The 17652-nt window shown below is 71.5% G+C and carries 16 protein-coding genes; 3 read left to right on the top strand and 13 right to left on the bottom strand.

Annotated elements, in window-relative coordinates; all coding sequences use genetic code 11:
• Positions 1 to 79: 79 nt before the first annotated feature.
• The 4 genes from EDF21_RS05930 to chvE form a co-directional block, all read right to left on the bottom strand.
• Entirely contained in the window at positions 80 to 1069 is a 990-nt protein-coding gene (locus EDF21_RS05930; protein WP_056046729.1) for a LacI family DNA-binding transcriptional regulator, read from the bottom strand.
• 158 nt (positions 1070 to 1227) lie between these two features.
• Positions 1228 to 2496, bottom strand: a complete 1269-nt coding sequence (gene mmsB / locus EDF21_RS05935) for a multiple monosaccharide ABC transporter permease (protein WP_082452220.1) — start codon at positions 2494 to 2496, stop codon at positions 1228 to 1230.
• Positions 2483 to 4012 carry a multiple monosaccharide ABC transporter ATP-binding protein gene (mmsA, locus tag EDF21_RS05940; RefSeq protein WP_370274456.1) on the bottom strand — a complete coding sequence of 510 codons (1530 nt, stop codon included), beginning with the start codon at positions 4010 to 4012 and terminating at the stop codon, positions 2483 to 2485. Before mmsA ends, mmsB begins: the two co-directional genes overlap by 14 nt.
• 124 nt (positions 4013 to 4136) lie before the next feature.
• Positions 4137 to 5291: a multiple monosaccharide ABC transporter substrate-binding protein gene (gene chvE / locus EDF21_RS05945; RefSeq protein WP_123570591.1), complete on the bottom strand. Its 1155-nt coding sequence runs from the start codon at positions 5289 to 5291 to the stop codon at positions 4137 to 4139.
• A gap of 468 nt (positions 5292 to 5759) precedes the next feature.
• Here chvE and EDF21_RS05950 point away from each other — a divergent pair, with 468 nt between their 5' ends.
• The gene (locus EDF21_RS05950; protein ID WP_123570592.1) at positions 5760 to 6062 is read left to right on the top strand and encodes a hypothetical protein; all 303 of its coding nucleotides are present in this window, start codon (positions 5760 to 5762) and stop codon (positions 6060 to 6062) included.
• Positions 6063 to 6146: 84 nt separating this feature from the next.
• Here the strand turns inward: EDF21_RS05950 and EDF21_RS05955 are convergent, their stop codons facing one another.
• The 3 genes from EDF21_RS05955 to EDF21_RS05965 all read right to left on the bottom strand — a co-directional run bounded on the left by EDF21_RS05955 (position 6147) and on the right by EDF21_RS05965 (position 9584).
• Positions 6147 to 7199 (bottom strand): aldose 1-epimerase family protein, encoded by a 1053-nt coding sequence (locus EDF21_RS05955; RefSeq protein ID WP_123570593.1) that lies wholly within the window; start codon positions 7197 to 7199, stop codon positions 6147 to 6149.
• On the bottom strand, positions 7192 to 8448 hold the full coding sequence (locus EDF21_RS05960) for an FAD-binding protein (RefSeq protein ID WP_123570594.1): 1257 nt from the start codon (positions 8446 to 8448) through the stop codon (positions 7192 to 7194). Before EDF21_RS05960 ends, EDF21_RS05955 begins: the two co-directional genes overlap by 8 nt.
• 65 nt (positions 8449 to 8513) lie before the next feature.
• Complete coding sequence (locus tag EDF21_RS05965; RefSeq protein WP_123570595.1) at positions 8514 to 9584, bottom strand: LLM class flavin-dependent oxidoreductase; 1071 nt, start codon at positions 9582 to 9584, stop codon at positions 8514 to 8516.
• A 252-nt stretch (positions 9585 to 9836) separates the two neighbouring features.
• On the opposite strand from EDF21_RS05965, the gene EDF21_RS05970 reads away from it, so the two are divergent.
• A complete protein-coding gene (locus EDF21_RS05970) occupies positions 9837 to 10316 on the top strand; it encodes a hypothetical protein (RefSeq protein ID WP_123570596.1) in 480 nt (159 codons plus the stop codon).
• An 83-nt stretch (positions 10317 to 10399) separates the two neighbouring features.
• On the opposite strand, the gene EDF21_RS05975 is transcribed toward EDF21_RS05970, so the two are convergent.
• The 4 genes from EDF21_RS05975 to EDF21_RS05990 all read right to left on the bottom strand — a co-directional run bounded on the left by EDF21_RS05975 (position 10400) and on the right by EDF21_RS05990 (position 14866).
• On the bottom strand, positions 10400 to 11842 hold the full coding sequence (locus EDF21_RS05975) for an NtaA/DmoA family FMN-dependent monooxygenase (protein ID WP_370274451.1): 1443 nt from the start codon (positions 11840 to 11842) through the stop codon (positions 10400 to 10402).
• 187 nt (positions 11843 to 12029) lie between these two features.
• Entirely contained in the window at positions 12030 to 12665 is a 636-nt protein-coding gene (locus tag EDF21_RS05980; RefSeq protein ID WP_123570597.1) for a hypothetical protein, read from the bottom strand.
• 113 nt (positions 12666 to 12778) lie between these two features.
• A complete protein-coding gene (locus EDF21_RS05985; protein ID WP_123570598.1) occupies positions 12779 to 13726 on the bottom strand; it encodes an aldo/keto reductase in 948 nt (315 codons plus the stop codon).
• Between the two features lie 159 nt (positions 13727 to 13885).
• Entirely contained in the window at positions 13886 to 14866 is a 981-nt protein-coding gene (locus EDF21_RS05990; protein ID WP_123570599.1) for a D-isomer specific 2-hydroxyacid dehydrogenase family protein, read from the bottom strand.
• 571 nt (positions 14867 to 15437) lie between these two features.
• Between EDF21_RS05990 and EDF21_RS05995 the strand changes: the two genes are divergently transcribed.
• Positions 15438 to 16496 (top strand): magnesium and cobalt transport protein CorA, encoded by a 1059-nt coding sequence (locus EDF21_RS05995; protein WP_056046751.1) that lies wholly within the window; start codon positions 15438 to 15440, stop codon positions 16494 to 16496.
• Positions 16497 to 16626: 130 nt separating this feature from the next.
• On the opposite strand, the gene EDF21_RS06000 is transcribed toward EDF21_RS05995, so the two are convergent.
• The gene (locus EDF21_RS06000) at positions 16627 to 17067 is read right to left on the bottom strand and encodes an OsmC family peroxiredoxin (protein ID WP_056046752.1); all 441 of its coding nucleotides are present in this window, start codon (positions 17065 to 17067) and stop codon (positions 16627 to 16629) included.
• A gap of 87 nt (positions 17068 to 17154) precedes the next feature.
• A complete protein-coding gene (locus EDF21_RS06005; RefSeq protein WP_123570600.1) occupies positions 17155 to 17640 on the bottom strand; it encodes a MarR family winged helix-turn-helix transcriptional regulator in 486 nt (161 codons plus the stop codon).
• Positions 17641 to 17652 lie beyond the last annotated feature (12 nt).

The following is a 17652-nucleotide window of genomic DNA, read 5'->3' on the forward strand; positions in this document are numbered from 1 at the left end:
CCTGATGCGAAAGTGAGCGCTCACATTCTCACATGAGCGAGTGGGACCGTGCAATCTCGCACGGGCGGGTCGGGGTCGGTCAGCGGGCCGGGGCCGCCGTCGAGCGGCGGACGACGAGCTCGGGGTCGAGTGCCGCCACGGGCGCTTCGTCGCCGGCGAGCACGGCCTCGACGGTCGTCATGAGTCGGCGCCCGAGCGCCTCGAAGTCCTGTCGCACGGTGGTCAGCGGCGGGACGAAGTGTTCGGCCTCGGGGATGTCGTCGAAGCCGACGATGCTCACGTCGCGCGGCACGACCCGACCGGCGTCGACGTACGCGTGCACGACGCCGAGCGCCATCTGGTCGTTGCCGCAGAACACGGCCGTGACGTCGTCGCGCCCGGCCAGCTCTCGGCCGATGCGATGACCGGAGCCCGGGGTCCAGTCGCCGCGCAGCAGCACCGTCGAGTCGACGCCGAGCCGTTCACAGGCCTCGCGCCAGCCCCGCTCGCGGTCGCGACCGTCCATCCACCCGTCGGGCCCCGCGACGTGGGCGATGCGGCGGTGACCGAGCGAGACGAGGTGCTCGACGGCCGCCTCGGCCCCGGCGGCCTGGTCGAACGAGACCGTGTGGTGGCCGTCCTCGGCCTCGCTGTCGGCGGTGACCAGCGGCACCGACACCCCGGAACGCCGCAGCACCTCGAGGGCCTCGGCGTCGGGAGCGATGAGCACGATGGCCGCCACGTTCTGGCCCACCAAGGAGTCGAGGGCCTGCCGCATGCCCTGCCGGTCGTCGACGTCGAGGGTGGCCATCGACACCTGGTACCCGGCTCGTCGGGCGGCACCGTTGAAGCCGTGCATCGTGCTCGACGGCCCGTAGAACGGGAACCCCGTGCTGATCACGCCGAGCGACCTCGTCTTGCGGCTGGCCAGCGCCCTGGCGGTGAGGCTCGGCCGGTAGTGGAGCTCGTCGATGGCGACGTCGACCTTGGCCTTGGTGGCGGGACGGACCGTCGGGTCGCCGTTGACGACCCGCGAGACGGTCTGGTGCGAGACGCCGGCTGCGGCCGCGACGTCGAAGAGGGTTGCCACGAGGTGATCCTAGTTCGGTTCGGTTTTCGGGACGGTGGCGTCGTGTGCGGCCGGCCCGCGCCTCCTGCGGTCTGGTCGGTGCCCGCCGGGGGCGGGGAGACGAGGAGGCGCGGCTCCCGTGACCGGGAACCGCGCCTCTCGCGGATGGTGGCGCCTAGTTACTTGCCGGACGAGGCGGCGCGACGCTTGTTGAAGACGTCGAACGCGACCGCGGCGAGCAGCACGAGGCCCTTGATCAGGGACTGGTACTCGGTGCCGACACCGAGGATCGACAGGCCGTTGTTCAGGATGCCGATGATCAGACCACCGATGATCGCGCCGGTGACCGTACCGATGCCGCCCGTGACGGCGGCGCCACCGATGAACACGGCCGCGATGGCGTCGAGTTCGAACCCGCTGCCGGCGCTGGACGCCGCGAGGTTCAGTTGGGCCGTGAAGACGACGCCGGCGAGAGCGGCGATGACGCCCATGTTGACGAAGAGCAGGAACGTGACGCGCTTGGTCTTGACGCCCGACAGCTCGGCGGCGTGCACGTTGCCACCGATCGCGTAGACGTGACGACCGAAGACCGAGTTCTTCATCACGGTCGAGTAGACGACGACGAGCACGGCGAGGATGACCAGCACGATCGGGGTGCCCGAGTAGCTGGCGAGCAGGAACCCGACGTACATGACGAGGGCGACGGTGAAGACGAGCTTGGTGACGAACCACAGGAAGGGCTCGTCCTCGAGCTGGTACTTGCGACGCGTCGCCCGGCCACGGAGACCGGTGCCGATCAGGGCGATCGAGGCCACAGCGCCGAGGATCAGCGTCAGCGGCTCGTACCCGGTCGTGCCGAAGGCGGGCAGGAAGCCCGAACCGATGTCACGGAACCCCTGGGGGAACGACGAGATCTGCGTGCTCTGCAGCGCGATCTGGGCGGCACCACGGAACGCGAGCATGCCGGCCAGGGTGACGATGAACGCCGGGATCCCGAAGTAGGCGATCCAGAAGCCCTGCCAGGCCCCGACCAGGGCACCGAGCACGAGGCAGAGCACCACGGCGAGCGGCCAGGGCAGGCCCCACTGCGTGATCATCACGCCGGCCATCGCACCCGTGAAGGCGACGATGGACCCGACCGAGAGGTCGATGTGGCCGGCGATGATGACCATCACCATGCCGATGGCCAGGATCAGGATGTAGCTGTTCTGGACGACCAGGTTCGACACGTTGATCGGTGCCAGGGTGATGCCGTTCGTGGTGATCTGGAAGAACAGCACGATGACGATCAGCGCGATGAACAGGCCGATCTGGCGCAGCTGACCGCCGAGGTACGAGACGGCACTCGTGATCGGGTTGCCGCCCGAACCGGACTGCGGCTGACGGGAGGTGGGCGACCCGCCCGTGGGCTTCGGGTCGGTGGCCTGGGTGGGGCTAGGCGCGCTCATTGACGGGGCTCTCTCGTTCGAGGGTCATGTACTTCAGGAGGAATTCGGGGGTCGCCTCGGCGATCGGCACGTCGGCCGTGATGCGCCCCTCCGAGAGGGTGTAGATGCGGTCGCAGATGCCGAGCAGTTCGGGCAGCTCGGACGAGATGACGATGACGCCCTTGCCCGCGTCCGCGAGCTGGTTGATGATCGTGTAGATCTCGTACTTGGCGCCGACGTCGATGCCGCGGGTGGGCTCGTCGAGGATGAGCACGTCGGGGTCGGCGTACATCCACTTGGACAGCACGACCTTCTGCTGGTTGCCGCCCGAGAGCTTTCCGGTGACGGCGGCCACGGTGGGCGCCTTGATGTTCATGCTCTTGCGGAAGCGCTCGGCGACCGTGCTTTCTTCGGACCGGTTGACGAAGCCCCAGTTCGCGAGCTTGCCGAGCGCCGAACCAGAGACGTTGCGGGTGATGTCGTCGATCAGGTTGAGACCGTACTTCTTGCGGTCCTCCGTCGCGTAGGCGATGCCGGCCGCGATGGCCTTGCTGACCGTCGACGTGTCGACCTTCTCACCGCGCTTGTAGACGGTGCCCGAGATGCCGGTGCCGTAGCTCTTGCCGAAGACGCTCATCGCGAGCTCGGTGCGTCCGGCACCCATCAGCCCGGCGATGCCGACGATCTCGCCGGCCTTGACGGTGAGGTTGGCCTGGTGGATGATCTCGCGCGTCGCGTCCAGGGGGTGGTGGACGGTCCAGTCCTCGATGCGGAGCAGCTCGGCGCCGACCTTCGACTCGTGGGCCGGGTACCGGCTCTCGAGGTCACGGCCGACCATGCCCTTGATGATGCGGTCCTCCGACACCTCGCCGGCGTGCATGTCGAGGGTCTCGATGGTCTTGCCGTCGCGGATGATCGTCACCTTGTCGGCGATCGCCTTGATCTCGTTGAGCTTGTGGCTGATGATGATCGACGTGATGCCCTGCCCCTGCAGGCTCTTGATGAGGTCGAGCAGGTGGGCCGAGTCGTCGTCGTTCAGGGCGGCGGTGGGCTCGTCGAGGATGAGGATCTTCACGCGCTTCGAGAGCGCCTTGGCGATCTCGACCAGCTGCTGCTTGCCGACTCCGATGTCGACCACCTTGGTGATCGGGTTGTCGCGCAGGCCGACGCGGGCCAGGAGGCCGGCGGCGTCGAGGTTGGTCTTGTTCCAGTCGATGAAGCCGCCCTTGGACTGCTCGTTGCCGAGGAAGATGTTCTCGGCGATCGAGAGGAACGGGCTGAGTGCGAGCTCTTGGTGGATGATGACGACGCCCGCAGCCTCGGAGTCGTTGATGTTCTTGAAGTCGACGGGCTGACCGTCGAGCAGGATCTGGCCGTCGAACGAGCCGTGCGGGTAGACGCCCGAGAGCACCTTCATGAGCGTCGACTTGCCGGCGCCGTTCTCGCCGCAGATCGCGTGGACCTGGCCGCGCTCGACCTCGAGCGTGACGTCCTGCAGGGCCTTGACGCCGGGGAACGTCTTGGTGATCTCCCGCATCTCGAGGATCGTGTTCGCCACGTGTTCCTTCTTCCGTGTGTCGGGTGGGTGCCGCTGGGGAGCAGGGAAGCGAGGAGGCGCTGGTCGGCGACCGGCGCCTCCTCGGTTCTCGCAGGGGAGGGACCTACTTGAGGTCGGCCTCGGTGTAGTAGCCGCTGTCGACCAGGACCTCTTTGTAGTTGTCCTTGGTGACGATGGTCGGCTGGAACAGGAAGGTCGGGACGACCTTCTCACCGTTGTCGTACGTCTTGTCGTCGTTCGTCTCGGGCGTCTTGCCGGTGAGCAGGTCGTCGGCCATGATCACGGACTGGTCGGCGAGCTGACGGGTGTCCTTGTAGATGGTCGAGTACTGCTGACCCTCGATGATCGACTTGACCGAAGCGGCCTCGGCGTCCTGACCGGTGATGATCGGCAGGGCGTCACTGGCGTAGCCGGCACCCTCGAGCGCCGAGATGATGCCGATCGAGATGCCGTCGTAGGGCGAGAGCACGCCGTCGAGCTTGGTGCCGCCCGAGTAGGTCGAGGCGATCAGGTTCTGCATGCGCGCCTTGGCGGTGGCGGGGTCCCACTGCTGCGTGGCGGCCTGGGTGAACTGGTCCTGACCGGAGCCGATCGTCAGCGAACCGTCTTCGATGTAGGGCTTGAGGGTGTCCATCGCGCCGTTGAAGAAGAAGGTCGCGTTGTTGTCGTCGGGGCTGCCGGCGAAGACCTCGATGGTCTTGGGCGAGGCGCCGTCGACCTTCTTGCCGTCGGCGTCGGCGAGGCCGAGACCGGTCAGGAGGCTGGTGCCCTGGTCGACGCCGACCTTGTAGTTGTCGAACGAGACGTAGTAGTCGACGTTCTCGTTGCCCGTCAGCAGGCGGTCGTACGAGATGACCTTGATGCCGGCCTTGGCGGCCGAGTCGAGCTGGTCGCTGAGCGAGCCACCGTCGATCGAGGCGACGATGAGGACCTTCGCGCCCTTGGTGATCATGTTGCTGATCTGCTGGACCTGCTGGGGGATCTTGTTGTCGGCGTACTCGAGGTCGACCTTGTAGCCCTTGTCCTCGAGGGCGCTCTTGACGGCGTCGCCGTCCTTGATCCAGCGCTCGGACACCTTGGTGGGCATCGCGACGCCGACCAGCGCACCGGCGTTGTCGCCGCTGCTGCTGCCGCCGGCGTCACCGCCGCGTCCGCCGCCGCCGCCGGAGCAGGCGGCCAGGGAGAATGCCATGCCGACGGCGACGATGCCGACGAGGAGCTTTTTCTTCACGGTTGTTCCATTCGTGTCAGGTGTCATCTCGACGGCGTCGTCGATGACGGGTGATGGTGCTGTGAGGGGATCTCTGTGGTGCGGGCGCTCGACGGCTCGGGTGGCCGGGGACGCGCCGGGCCGACGGGTGCGCGAGGCCTGCCCGTCGGGGCTGAGGGGACGTCAGGCCGGGGCGACCGCGAGGAGGCGCGGGGCGGGCGACGTGCGGACGGCCCGGTGGGCGGCCGGGCGGCGGAGGGAGGAGCTGTTCACGGTTGACCTCTTCGTCAGAAAACGTGTGGCTGGGGTGTCGCGGAGTGGAGCGGGATGGCCCGTCACGAGGACGGTCGAGCGCTGACCTGAGAATGTGAGCGCTCACATCGGTGGTGCTGGGCAATACTGAACGAGGTCCAGGTGCTTGTCAAGTCGGTTCGTGCCCGGCGTGTCGCGACATGATTTACACGTTCGCCACACGCCGTTCACGCGCGTGAGCGGTCGTCACGTCACAGTGTGCGCATGATCACCGCGACCGCGACCGTCCACACGGCGTACGACGCCGCCGGCCTGTTCTGGTTGTCGCGCCGCCTGCTCGCCGAGCACCGGACCGCGAAGGTCGAGGTGGGCCAGTACCTCGTGCAGCTCGCCGACGCCGGGACCGTGCTGCTCACCGAGCTGCCCGAGGCCCTGCGGTTCGACGTCGTCGTCCGGGACGAGCTGACGGCACGCCGCACGCGCCGGGCGCTCGAGGCCGCCCTCGAACGCTGCCTGCCCGGCACGGTGTCGGCCATGACCTGGCAGACCGAACCCGTCGCCGTCTGAGGGCGGCCCGGCGCGACACCCCCGAACCAGCGCGACGCCCCGGGTTCGCGGGGTGTCGTGCTGGTTCGGGGGTGTCGGGCCGCGCTAGAACGCGGTGATGGTCCAGCTCGCCGTGTGGGCCTCGCCCGGGGCGAGCAGCACGAGGTCGTCACCCGAGTTGAAGGCGTCCGGCGGGCAGGTCATCGGCTCGACGGCCAAACCGACGCGGTCGTTCTCGGGTTCGGGGCGGTCGGCGGTGTGGACCTGCACCCAGGGCAGCTCGGTCCCCCACGACATGGTGACGCCGTGGCCGTCGCGCGCGGTCACCGTGGCGGTGACCCGCGCCTCCTGAGCGGGGCCCCCACCGGCGTCGCCGTCAGGGGTGCCGAACGCGAGGTCGGTGAAGGCGTGGTCGACGAACAGGTCGCCGACCGGGTGCCCGTCGCGGAAGTCGAAGCCGTCACGGTCACCGACGGGCCGCGTGCCGACGGGGACCAGGCGGTCGTCGGTCACCTCGAGGTAGCTCGCGGCGGGCAGCGTGAACGACCAGTCGTCGACGCGACCCTCGCCGGCGACGAGGTAGGGGTGCGGCGCGGTGCCGTAGGGGGCGACGCCCGTGCCCGCGTTGCGGGCCGTGACCGTCGTGGTGAGCCCGTCGTCGGTCAGCTCGTAGACGACCGACAGCGCCAGCCGCCACGGGTAGCCGTCGCTCGGCACGAGCACGAACGAGGCCGAGGCCCGCGCGGCCTGGGCCTGGTCGATGGTCCAGTCGGCCCAGTGGGCCAGGCCGTGCAGGGCGTGGCCGCGCTCGACCTCGTTCAGGGGCAGCTGGTGTTCGACCCCGTCGCGCCCGTAGCGTCCGTCGGCCACGCGGTTGGGCCACGGGGCGAGCAGGGCCCCGCGGAAGCCCGGCCGCACCTCGTCGGCGGCGAACGGCACGACCAGGTCGCGGCCCTCGAACGTGAGCGTGCGCAGCGTGGCCCCGACCCCGGCGATCTCGGCCCGGTAGCCGTCCCGCTCGAGCACGACCTGCGCGCCGGAGACCGGCACCGGCGACGTGACGAGGCGAGCGGTCGGCGGCGCCCCCGGTGCGGGCTCGACGACGGGGGGCACGGTTCCATGCGGCGGAACGGGGGCGACGGGGGTGGGCTCAGACATGCGCGGGCTCTCCGAGGACGGACGCGGACAGGAACGGGTTGCGGAAGCGGCCCCCGGGGTCGACCGACGCGACGTGGGCGGCGAAGTCGCCGAGACGCGGGAACACCCGGCGCAGCTCGGCATGCGTGGCGGTCGAGACCTTGCCCCAGTGCGGGCGGGCGTCGAACGCGCCGAGCACCCGCTCGATCTCGGGAAGGACGGCGAGCACCTCGTCCGGGCGGCGGTGCCAGGTGAAGTGGAAGGCCACGCTCTGACGTCCGCCGCTCGGGCTGATCCAGGCGTCGTCCGGGGCGATCGTGCGGATCTCGCTGACCATGAGCACGTCGGCGAAGGTGTGCGCGATGCCACGGAGCCCCTCGATCGCGGCCGCGGCGTGCTCGGCGGGGATCAGGAACTCGCTCTGGATCTCTTCGCCGGCGCTCGGCGTGAAGTCGAAGCGGAAGTGCGGCAGGCGTTCGAGCCACGGGCCGGCCACGCCGCCCTGCTGCGTGACAGCAGCGGTCTCGGCCCCGGGGATCATGTGCGTGGTCGCGTCGGCCCGCACGGCACCGAGGTCGCGGAGGTCGAGACCGACCGCGTCGCCGACCCGGTGCTTGGACCAGACCTGGTCGACCCCCGCGCCGTCGTACCGCGTGAAGAAGCTCAGGCTGTACGCGCCGGCGAGCACGGCGTCGAGGTGCTCGAGGGCGGCCGCCCACGGCAGGTCCTCGTGGATGGTCTGCTCGACGTCGAAGGTCGGCACGGTGTCGAGTTCGAGGCTCGTGACGACGCCGACGGCGCCGAGCGAGACGACGGAGGCGCCGAACGCGTCGTCACCGCGGCGGACGGTCTCGAGGCTGCCGTCCGCGCGGACGAGCTCGACGGCGCGGACGCCGGCCGAGAGGGCGGGATTGCGCACGCCGGAACCGTGCGTGCCGGTCTGGACCGCTCCGGCGACCGAGATGTGGGGCAGCGAGGCGAGGTTGTGCAGGGCGAGGCCGCGACGCTGCAGCTCGCCCGCGAGGGCGGCGTGCGTCGTGCCCGCGCCGACGCGGACGGTGCCGGCGGCCGAGTCGACCTCGACCGGGGTGTCGAGCGCGTCGAGCGAGACGAGGACGCCGTCGGTGTCGGCGACCCGGTTGAACGAGTGGCGCGAGCCCAGGGCCTTGACCCGACGGCTGCCGGTGACGACGTCCCGCAGCTCGTCGATGCTCGTGGGGCGACGCAGGTCGGTCGTCGAGTACTCGACGTTGGCGGCCCAGTTCTGCATGGAGACTCCTTCGGCTCGGGGTGCTGCGTCGAGTCTAGGCGAGCCCCACCGCCGGGAGTGAGCGCTCACTCGCCTCGGGCGGCGGCCTGCCAGCCGAGCAGCGGGCCGAGGCGCTCGGCGGCGTCGGTCAGCACCTGCGTGTACTCGGCGAGTCCGAAGTCGAACGGCAGCTCGACGATCAGGTCGTCGACCTCGCGCATCGCGGCGTTCTCGTGCAGCTGCTCGGCGATCCACTCGGACGGGCCGACGAGGTCGCGGTCGAACATCATGCCGCGGGGTCCGTGGGCCACGGTGGTGCGGTCGCGACGGGAGGACGCGTAGGCCTCGTACGCCGCACGCTGCTCGGCGGTGGCCGTGTCGGTGGGCAGGACGACCGCGCCCTTGGCGACCCGCGCCTCCGGACCCGAGGGGTGGACCGCACGGAAGGCGCGGATCTGCTCGAGCTGCGACGCCGCGAAGCGGGTCGGCTCGATCGGCCCGGGCGCGCCCGCGAAGCTGACGTTGCTGATCAGCATGCCGAGGCCCTGGCGACCCGCCCACTCGGCCGACCGGGGGCTGCCCGCGCCGTACCAGACACGGTCGGCGAGGCCGGGGCTCTGCGGCTGCACCCGCCCGGTGAAGACCTCGATGCCCTCGGTGCCCTCGAACGCGCTGACCTGCTCGCCCCGGACGAGCGAGAGGAACTTCTCGACCCGGCCGTACGAGAAGTCCTGGTGGTCGGCGGCGTCCCCGTAGAGGTGCGGCCCGACCTCGTCGTAGGCGCGGGGCTCGCCGACGCTGACGCCGAGCTGCAGCCGGCCGCGCGAGAGCACGTCGACCGTGCCCCAGTCCTCGGCGAGACGGAACGGGTTCTCCCAGCCGAGCGGCATCACGGCCGTGCCGAGGGTCAGGCGCGAGGTGCGCTGCGCCGCGGCCGAGAGGAACGCGACGGGCGACGAGATGCCGAACTGCAGGTGCCGCGTGCGGGTCCAGCCGCCGTCGAGCCCCAGCGCCTCGGCCCGCTCGAACAACTCGAGCCCCTGCTCGAGTCCGACGGTCGGGTCGTCGCCCTCGAAGGCGCCGATGGTGAGGAAGCCGAGACGACGCAACGGCCTCGCGGCGGCGGACGGAGCGGGCGACGAGGAGGCGGTGGTCACCCGTCGAGCCTAGCCAGACGACCCGGGGTCGCCGGGCCGGGCCCCCGGCCCTCGTCCCCCCGTGCGACATCCCCGGACGGCGTCCCCCGGGGTGCGTCCCCCGCATTGGGGACCGGCCCACCCCCGTACTGGGTGCCTGTGCCCCGTTGTCCCCCACCCCGGAGTGCGGTTCGCTGGACGGAGCCGTTCGAGGGTCACGTCGACGACGACACGACCACGCACGCCACCACGACTCCAGGGGAACAGAACACGATGGACACCGCAGAGCCCGACACCGGACGCCCGGGCACGAACGACCCCTCGGACGCGGCGCTCGTCCTCGACCCCACCGCGACCGTGGGCACCGTCCGGACCACGCCGGCGCGCCCGGCCCGCATCCGCCGCGAACGCGCCACCCGTCTGCGTCGCCCCGCCACCTTCGTGCTGTCCTGGCTCGACCTGCCCAACGACGGCAGCGACCCCACCCTGCCCCTCGGCACGTGCCTCGTGCTGCGCACGGTCGGCCGGCCGGCGCGGGACGTGCTCGTCGACCTGCCCGGCGGCCCCGTCCGGGGTCGCGACAAGCTGCGCCCCGGGGCCCCCCTCGGCATCGCCACCCCCGTCGAGCTCGACGCTCTGGTCGCCCTCGGCACCGTCTTCGTCGAGTGGTCGGACGCTCACGGTGTCAGCCGGACCACGTGGCTCCGCGTCCCACCGGTCCCGGCTCGGTACCGCAGCCCCGCCGCCCACTGACCACGTCGACGCGTCCGCCCCGGACCGGGACGTCCCCGGGAGGGACGTGAGCGACGCGCCGACGCGCGCCGCCCCTCCCGGGCTCAGCGCCGGTAGGCCGCCGCCGGGTGCGTCGCGGGGAGCCGGGGTCCGCCGCCGGTCAACCGCTCGCGCAGCGTCTCACCGGGCACGTACGCCTCGCGCAGTCGACCACGACGACGCAGCTCGGGCACGACCAGCTCGACGAAGTCGGTCAGCGTGTCGAACGAGTGGTACTGGCGCAGGTTGATGCCGTCGATGCCCTCGTCGTCGAGCCAGCGCTCGACGGCGTCCGCGACGACGGTCGGGGTGCCGGCGACGAAGAACGTGCCGCCCCAGGCCTCGTCGACCGAGTCGATCAGCTGCCCCACCGTGATGTCGAGCGGCAGCGCGGCGGCTCCCGGGTGGTCGAGCCGGCCCTCGGCCTCGAGCGCCTCGCGCACGGTCCGGTCGCGGGGGTGCGCCGGGGCGTCGAAGGGGATGCTGCGGTGGACCAGCTTGCCCTGCTCGCTGGCGAACGAGCGGTAGAGCGCCAGCTTCTCGGCGACGACCTCGTCCGTCTCGCCCGTGATCACGCCGGCCTGCACGATGAACGACACGTCGTCGGCGGAACGTCCGGCCGCGACCGCCGCCTCGCGCGTGGCCGCGCCGACCGCCCTGACGGCGGGGCCGCCGGTGAAGACGACCTCGGCGTTGCGGGCCGCCTGCTCGACGCCCTTCGGCGACGCCGTCGCGAGGAAGAGCACGGGCGTGCGCTGCGGCGACGGCTCGCTGAGGTGCGGGCCGGCGACGCGGAAGTGCTCGCCGACGTGGTCGATCGCGTGCACCTTGGCGGGGTCGGTGTAGACGCCGGAGCCGGGCTCGAGCCCGTCGGCGGTGGGGTCGGCGACGACGGCGTCGTCCTCCCACGAGCCCTCCCACAGCTTGTAGAGCACGTCGAGGTACTCGGCGGCGCGGGCGTAGCGCTCGGCCTTGGGGATCTCGGTGTCGAGGCCGAAGTTGCGGGCGGCGTTCGGCAGGTACGACGTCACGACGTTCCAGCCGACGCGCCCCTTCGTGAGGTGGTCGAGGGTCGACATCCGCCGTGCGAACGCGAAGGGCGGCTCGTAGCTCGTCGAGAAGGTGATGCCGAAGCCGAGGTGCTCGGTCACCGCGGCCATGGCCGGCACGACCATCATCGGGTCGTTGTTGGGCGCCTGGATGCCCTCGAGCAGGGCCGGTGCCGGGCTGTCACCGAACACGTCGTAGGCACCGAGCACGTCGGCGATGAAGATCGCGTCGAAGCCGCCACGCTCGGCCAGGCGGGCCAGCTCGAGCCAGTACGCCAGGTCTTTGTACTCGCTGCGGTGGTTGTGCGGCAGCCGCCAGAGACCGTGCGTGATGTGCCCGACGCAGTTCATCTCGAAGAGGTTGAGGATCAGCTTCTTCTTCGGGGCGGGGTTCCCGGCGTCGACGGCGGCGGGGACGGTGGCGGACGGCTCGGGCGCGGGGGTGTCTGCGGTGCTCACGCGTCCTACTGTGCCGCACCGCGCCTCCTCGTCCACCGGGCGGTGACGCCGTGTCGCCCGAGGGGAGAACCGGGCGGCACCACACCGCGCCGCGTCCCGTGCACGACACCGCGACGAGACGAGGTGTGGTGCACGAAACGCGGTGCGGTGCGGTGCGGTGCGGTGCGGTGCGGTGCGGCGCGGCGGGTCAGCGCTCGCGGATCGTGGTCGTCACGTCGACGAGGCTGGGATCGGCGGGTGCCGAGCCGAAGCCGAACCGCACGGGCGGGTCGAGCGGGGCCAGCGGCCCGAGGGCGCGACCATCGAGACGGGCGTCGACCGCGACGATGCGCCGGGCCAGCGTCACGCCGTAGTACTCGCGACGACCTCCACCGGCCGTGCCCGCCGTGCGGGCACCCCGGACGATCAATCGGGCCACCGGGTCGATCAGCGTGAGCCAGCCGGGGCGGGTCGCGAACGCCCGGGGCACGAGCCGCAGCAGCCAGCCGAGCGCGGACACGGGCCCGATCTCGAGCGACAGGTCGAGGACGTCGCCGCCCGCGTCGTCGGGGCCGGCCGAGACCCGGAGCGTCCGGTCGACGCCGCGCCACGACACGGGCTGCACGCGCACCTCGTCGAACGTGTAGGTCGACGAGACGTAGTCGGCCACGGCCTGCGACGGCGCCAGCAGCGTGCGGTGGCCGTCCGCACCCTCGACCATCACGTCGACGAAGCGGCCGAGCGGCGAACGGTCCCACAACCCGACGACGACGCGCGTGCCGGACTCCGTGCCGAAGCCGGCGATGCGTCCGTGGAACCGCTGGTCGGGGGTCGCTCTGCTCATCGCTCGACCGTACGCCGACGGTGCTGCACGCACCGCGCCTCCGGGTCCGTCGCTCCCCCGCTCGTCGCGGGCCGAGGCGGACCCGGAGGCGCGGGTCGTCGGTTCGGGAGGCGCTACTCGGCCACGCGGGCCGAGACGGTCTCGAGGGCGGCGAGCTCGTCGGCGCTGAGGGCCACGCTCGCGCTGGCCAGCAACGCGGGCAGCTGCTCGAGGGTGCGGGCGCTGGCGATCGGGGCGACGACGCGGGGCTGCGCCTGCAGCCAGGCGAGGGCGATCGTGGCGATCTCGACCTCGTGGGCGCTCGCGATGTCGCGAAGGGCGGCCACGACGTCGAGCCCCTCGTCGCTGAAGTAGCCCTCGACGTTGCCGCTGCGGGCCCCGGCGATGTCGTCACGGCTCTGGTACTTGCCGGTGAGGAAGCCCGCGGCGAGCGAGAAGTAGGGCGTCACGCCGAGCTGGTTCAGGGCGGCGAGCGGAGCCAGGTCGCGCTCGTAGGACTTGCGGGTCACGAGGTTGTAGTGCGGCTGCAGGGCGACCGGGGCCGCGAAGCCCTCGCGGCGCGCGATCTCGACCCACTCGGTGATGCGCTCGGGCGAGAAGTTCGAGATGCCGACGTGCCGCACCTTGCCGGCCTTCTGCAGCGCGTCGAAGGCGCCGAGGGTCTCGGCGAGGTCGTCGCCGGTGTCGAAGTGCGCCCAGTACAGGTCGATGTGGTCGGTCTGCAGGCGGGTCAACGAGGCGTCGGCCGCGGCGGCGACGTTGGCGGCGCCGAGCCCGGGGAACTCGGGGTGCTGGCTGACCTTGGTGCCGAGCACGATCTGGTCGCGACGCGAGGCACCACCCTGGGCGAGCCAGGTGCCGATGACCGTCTCGGACTCACCGCCCGAGTTGCCGTCGGCCCAGGCCGAGTAGACGTCGGCCGTGTCGACGAAGTTGCCGCCGCCAGCGACGAAGGCGTCGAGCACCGAGTGCGACTCGGCCTCGTCGCTGGTCCAGCCGAAGGTGTTGCCGCCGAGGGCGAGGGGGAAGACGTCGAGGTCGGATGTTCCGATGAGGGGCATGCGGGGGTTCCTTTCGCGAACGTCGCGTCGGGTCGGCGCGGCGACTACCCAGGTCTAACGCGTGCGGCGCGGGTTCGTTCCCAGGTCCGCGGCGTCGCCGGGTGTGCGGCGTCCTCAGGTGCGCTGGCTCCCAGGTCCGCGGCGTTCCCGTGTGCGCGCTCAGTACCCCTGCTCGACGTCGACGACGCCCTCGGGGTCCCCGCCCTCGGCGAGCGCGCGGATGTTCGCCTCGACCCGGGCCTGGAACAGCGGCTCGGTCATGTCGTTCGTGTTCGCCTGGTGCGGGGTGATGAGCGCACGGGGCTCGGCCCACAGGGGGTGACCGTCGGGTAGCGGCTCGGGGTCGACCACGTCGAGGCCCGCGGCCCCGATCCGCCCTTCGGCGAGTGCCGTCACGAGGGCGTCCGTGTCGACGAGCGGGCCGCGGGCGATGTTGACGAGCACGGCCGTGTCCTTCATGGCGGCGAACTCGGCGGCACCGAGCAGGCTGCGGGTGCCGCCGGTGAGGGCCGCGGCGACCACGACGACGTCGCTCGTCGGCAGCACCTCCGCCAGGCGGTCGACCGTGATCGTCCGGGCGGCGCCCGGCACGGCCTCGTCGGTGCGGCGCACCATCGTCACCTCGACGTCGAACGGCTGCAGCAGCCGCAGCAGCTCGGTGCCGATGCCGCCGGCCCCGACGATGGTGACGGACGCGCCGTTCAGCGAGATGCCGCGCTGCTCACGCTCCCACGAGGAGGCGCGGGCCCTGATCTGGAGGGAGCGCAGCGTCGCCAGCGTCAGCGCCAGGGCGTGCTCGGCCACTGGTGCGCTGTACGCGCCCTTGGCACTGGTGAAGACGAGGCCGTCGCGGGCGGTGGCCTGCATGGTCTCGACGTAGGCGTCGACCCCGGCGCTCGGCAGCTGGACGACGCGGACGCGGGGGTGCTCATCGATCGCCGCGCGCAGGGCGTCCTGGTCGACGCGGCCACCGAGGACGATCATGTCGGTCTCGTCGCCGAGCTCGACCAGGCGGGCGTCGGTCGCGGCCACCGCCCTCGTCGCGGGGGCGACGCCCCAGGCGTCTCCGGACGACGCCTCGGAGTCGGCGGTGGCGGAGGCGGAGGCGGAGGGCAGGACGGTGACGGCGACGGTGCTCATCGCTCCACCGTATCGATCCGGTCACGAAAGCGACTCAGGCTCGTGTCCGCGTCGAGCCGGTGGCAGAGTGACGCCGTCTGCAGGTCGCGAAACCCGATCGTGGACGCGGGAGGCACGGGTCAACGGCGACACGCGCCTCCTTCCCCTCACCCCGACCCGTCGCTCCCGTCGCACGACGGTCGACGGTCGCGGCCCCCGGGGGTACGCTGTCCCACGGCCCAGGCGGGCCCACGGCCCCACCGGGCCCGGCGGCAGCACGACGGAAGGCAGGTGAGCGGCGATGGCTGGTGACAGTACTGGCGCCCCGCGGCATCACTCCGTGATCGCGCCGTCCGCCCCGCTCGTCTGAGCAGCGGGCCCGACCGACCACGAGCGAGGCCCACGGGCACCGACGTCTCCTGTCGACGCACGTCGTCGACGACCCGACACCCCGGTGTCGTCTCGTCGCCCGTGTGCGTCGCCCCGGCCCCCACCGCACACCCGCCGTCCGCACGGCTGTCGTGACCACCACCGGTACGACATCGTCCCTCGACGGACGGTCGTCGCACCCCGAACGGCAGGAGCGCAGACCATGGCACTCATCGACAACGGCATCTACGTCGCGGGACACCGCACCGACAGCCCGGCGAACCTCGACGAGACGTTCGAGCTGCTGCACGAACACCAGGGCATGGCCTGGATCGGGCTGTACCGCGCCGACCCCGACGAGGTGCGCTCGATCGCGCAGGAGTTCGAGCTGCACCCGCTCGCCGTGGAGGACGCACTCAAGGGCCACCAGCGCGCGAAGCTCGAGCGCTTCGGCGAGACCCTCTTCGTCGTGCTGCGGTCGGCCCGCTACCTGGACGCCGAGGAGACGGTCGAGTTCGGCGAGGTGCACGTGTTCGTCGGTCCGGGCTTCGTCATCACGATCCGGCACGCCGAGAACCCCGACCTGGGTCGGGTGCGGCGCCGCCTCGAGTCGAACCCCGAGCTGCTCGCCCTCGGACCCGAGGCCGTCCTCTACGCCGTGCTCGACCAGGTGGTCGACGGCTACGGCCCGGTCGTCGCCGGCATCGAGAAGGACATCGACGAGATCGAGGACGAACTCTTCGGCGGCGACCCCGAGGTCTCACGGCGCATCTACGAACTGCTGCGCGAGGTGATCAGCTTCCAGCGCGCGACGAGCCCGCTGCGGGGGATGCTCGAGAACCTGCTGCGCGGGTCGGACAAGTACGGCGTCGACGTCGAGTTGCAGCGCTCGCTGCGCGACGTGCTCGACCACGTGTTGCGCATCGGCGAGCGCGCCGACACGTTCCGCGCCCTGCTCGAGAACGCGCTGACCGTGCACTCGACGCTCGTCACCCAGGCGCAGAACGATGAGATGCGGCGCCTGTCCGAGGCCGGGCTCGCCCAGAACGAGGAGACCCGGCGCCTGTCGGAGGTCGGCCTGCAGCAGAACGACGAGGTCAAGAAGATCTCGGGCTGGGCGGCCATCCTGTTCGCCCCGACCCTGGTCGGCGGCGTCTACGGCATGAACTTCGACCACATGCCCGAGTTGCACTGGCAGTTCGGCTACCCCATGGCGGTCGCCGCCATGGTCGCGGTCGGCGCGAGCATCTGGGGCGTCTTCAAGTGGAAGAAGTGGCTCTGACGCCGTCGCACCGGTGACGCCGTCGGGCCGGTGACGCCGTCGAGCCGGTGACGCAGCGAACGCAGGAGGCGCGGGTCGGGTGACCCGCGCCTCCTGCGTCCACGAGGCGGTGCGGTGCTGCGGTCGGGGCCTAGGCCTCGAGCGCGGCGTCGAGCGTGATCTCGACGCCGGTGAGGGCCTTGGAGACCGGGCACGTCTCTTTGGCGTTCTGGGCGGCCTCGAGGAAGCCGGCCTCGTCGATGCCGGAGACCTCGCCGCGGACGGTGAGGGCGATGCCGGTGAGCTTGAAGCCGCCGGCCGAGTCCGGGCCGAGCGAGACGTCGGCCTTGACGTCGAGCGCCTCGACGGTGCCGCCGGCCTGGCCGAGGACGGCCGAGAACTGCATGGCGTAGCAGGCCGAGTGGGCCGCGGCGAGCAGCTCTTCGGGGCTGGTGGAGCCGTTGGCGTCGTCGGCGGCACGCTTGGGGAACGAGACGTCGTAGGTGCCGAGCTTCGAGCTCGAGAGCTCGACCTGGCCTTCGCCGGTCTCGAGGCTGCCGTTCCAGGCGGTGCGTGAGGTGCGAGTGGGCATGTGGTGCCTTCTTTCGTGGAGGGGGCCGACGTCGGGGTCGGCCCGGGTGGGGTGTTCGGGGGTGTTCTGGTCGGTCGGTGAGGCGGGTCAGAGGTGCTGGTCGGTGAGGGCGGCCGTGTTCGCCCGGACGGCGGCGGCGAGCGCGGCGATGTCGGCTCGGAGCGTCTGCAGGTCGGTCAGCTCGAGACCGGTGGCGCCGCAGATCTGGTCGGCGAAGCCGGCGGCCTGCTCACGGAGCGCGACCCCGGCGTCGGTCAGGGCGACGTCGACGGTGCGCTCGTCGAAGGTCGAGCGCGTGCGCGTGACCAGGCCGTGGGCCTCGAGCCGCTTGAGCAGGGGCGACAACGTGCCCGACTCGAGCTGCAGCTGGTGGCCGAGCTCGGAGACCGTCGTCGGGCCGCCCTGCCAGAGGACCAGCAGCACGAGGTACTGCGGGTAGGTGAGACCGAGCGGCGCGAGCAGGTCGCGGTAGCGCGCCGTGACGGCACGCGAGGCGTTGTAGAGCGCGAAGCAGATCTGCTCGTCGAGCACGGGCGCCGGGCCCGGGGTCGTCGTGTCGGCTGCTGTCGTCATGTCGGCGACTGT

Origin of the sequence: Frigoribacterium sp. PhB118, from assembly GCF_003751725.1 — a bacterium.
Taxonomy (GTDB): Bacteria; Actinomycetota; Actinomycetes; order Actinomycetales; family Microbacteriaceae; genus Frigoribacterium.

Excerpts from the sequence above, each read along its gene's own strand:
- mmsB (WP_082452220.1), bottom strand. The coding sequence starts at position 2,496 with ATGAGCGCGCCTAGCCCCACCCAGGCCACCGACCCGAAGCCCACGGGC.
- mmsA (WP_370274456.1), bottom strand. The coding sequence starts at position 4,012 with ATGCGGGAGATCACCAAGACGTTCCCCGGCGTCAAGGCCCTGCAGGAC.
- chvE (WP_123570591.1), bottom strand. The coding sequence starts at position 5,291 with ATGACACCTGACACGAATGGAACAACCGTGAAGAAAAAGCTCCTCGTC.
- EDF21_RS05950 (WP_123570592.1), top strand. The coding sequence starts at position 5,760 with ATGATCACCGCGACCGCGACCGTCCACACGGCGTACGACGCCGCCGGC.
- EDF21_RS05955 (WP_123570593.1), bottom strand. The coding sequence starts at position 7,199 with ATGTCTGAGCCCACCCCCGTCGCCCCCGTTCCGCCGCATGGAACCGTG.
- EDF21_RS05960 (WP_123570594.1), bottom strand. The coding sequence starts at position 8,448 with ATGCAGAACTGGGCCGCCAACGTCGAGTACTCGACGACCGACCTGCGT.
- EDF21_RS05970 (WP_123570596.1), top strand. The coding sequence starts at position 9,837 with ATGGACACCGCAGAGCCCGACACCGGACGCCCGGGCACGAACGACCCC.
- EDF21_RS05980 (WP_123570597.1), bottom strand. The coding sequence starts at position 12,665 with ATGAGCAGAGCGACCCCCGACCAGCGGTTCCACGGACGCATCGCCGGC.
- EDF21_RS05985 (WP_123570598.1), bottom strand. The coding sequence starts at position 13,726 with ATGCCCCTCATCGGAACATCCGACCTCGACGTCTTCCCCCTCGCCCTC.
- EDF21_RS05990 (WP_123570599.1), bottom strand. The coding sequence starts at position 14,866 with ATGAGCACCGTCGCCGTCACCGTCCTGCCCTCCGCCTCCGCCTCCGCC.
- EDF21_RS05995 (WP_056046751.1), top strand. The coding sequence starts at position 15,438 with ATGGCACTCATCGACAACGGCATCTACGTCGCGGGACACCGCACCGAC.
- EDF21_RS06000 (WP_056046752.1), bottom strand. The coding sequence starts at position 17,067 with ATGCCCACTCGCACCTCACGCACCGCCTGGAACGGCAGCCTCGAGACC.
- EDF21_RS06005 (WP_123570600.1), bottom strand. The coding sequence starts at position 17,640 with ATGACGACAGCAGCCGACACGACGACCCCGGGCCCGGCGCCCGTGCTC.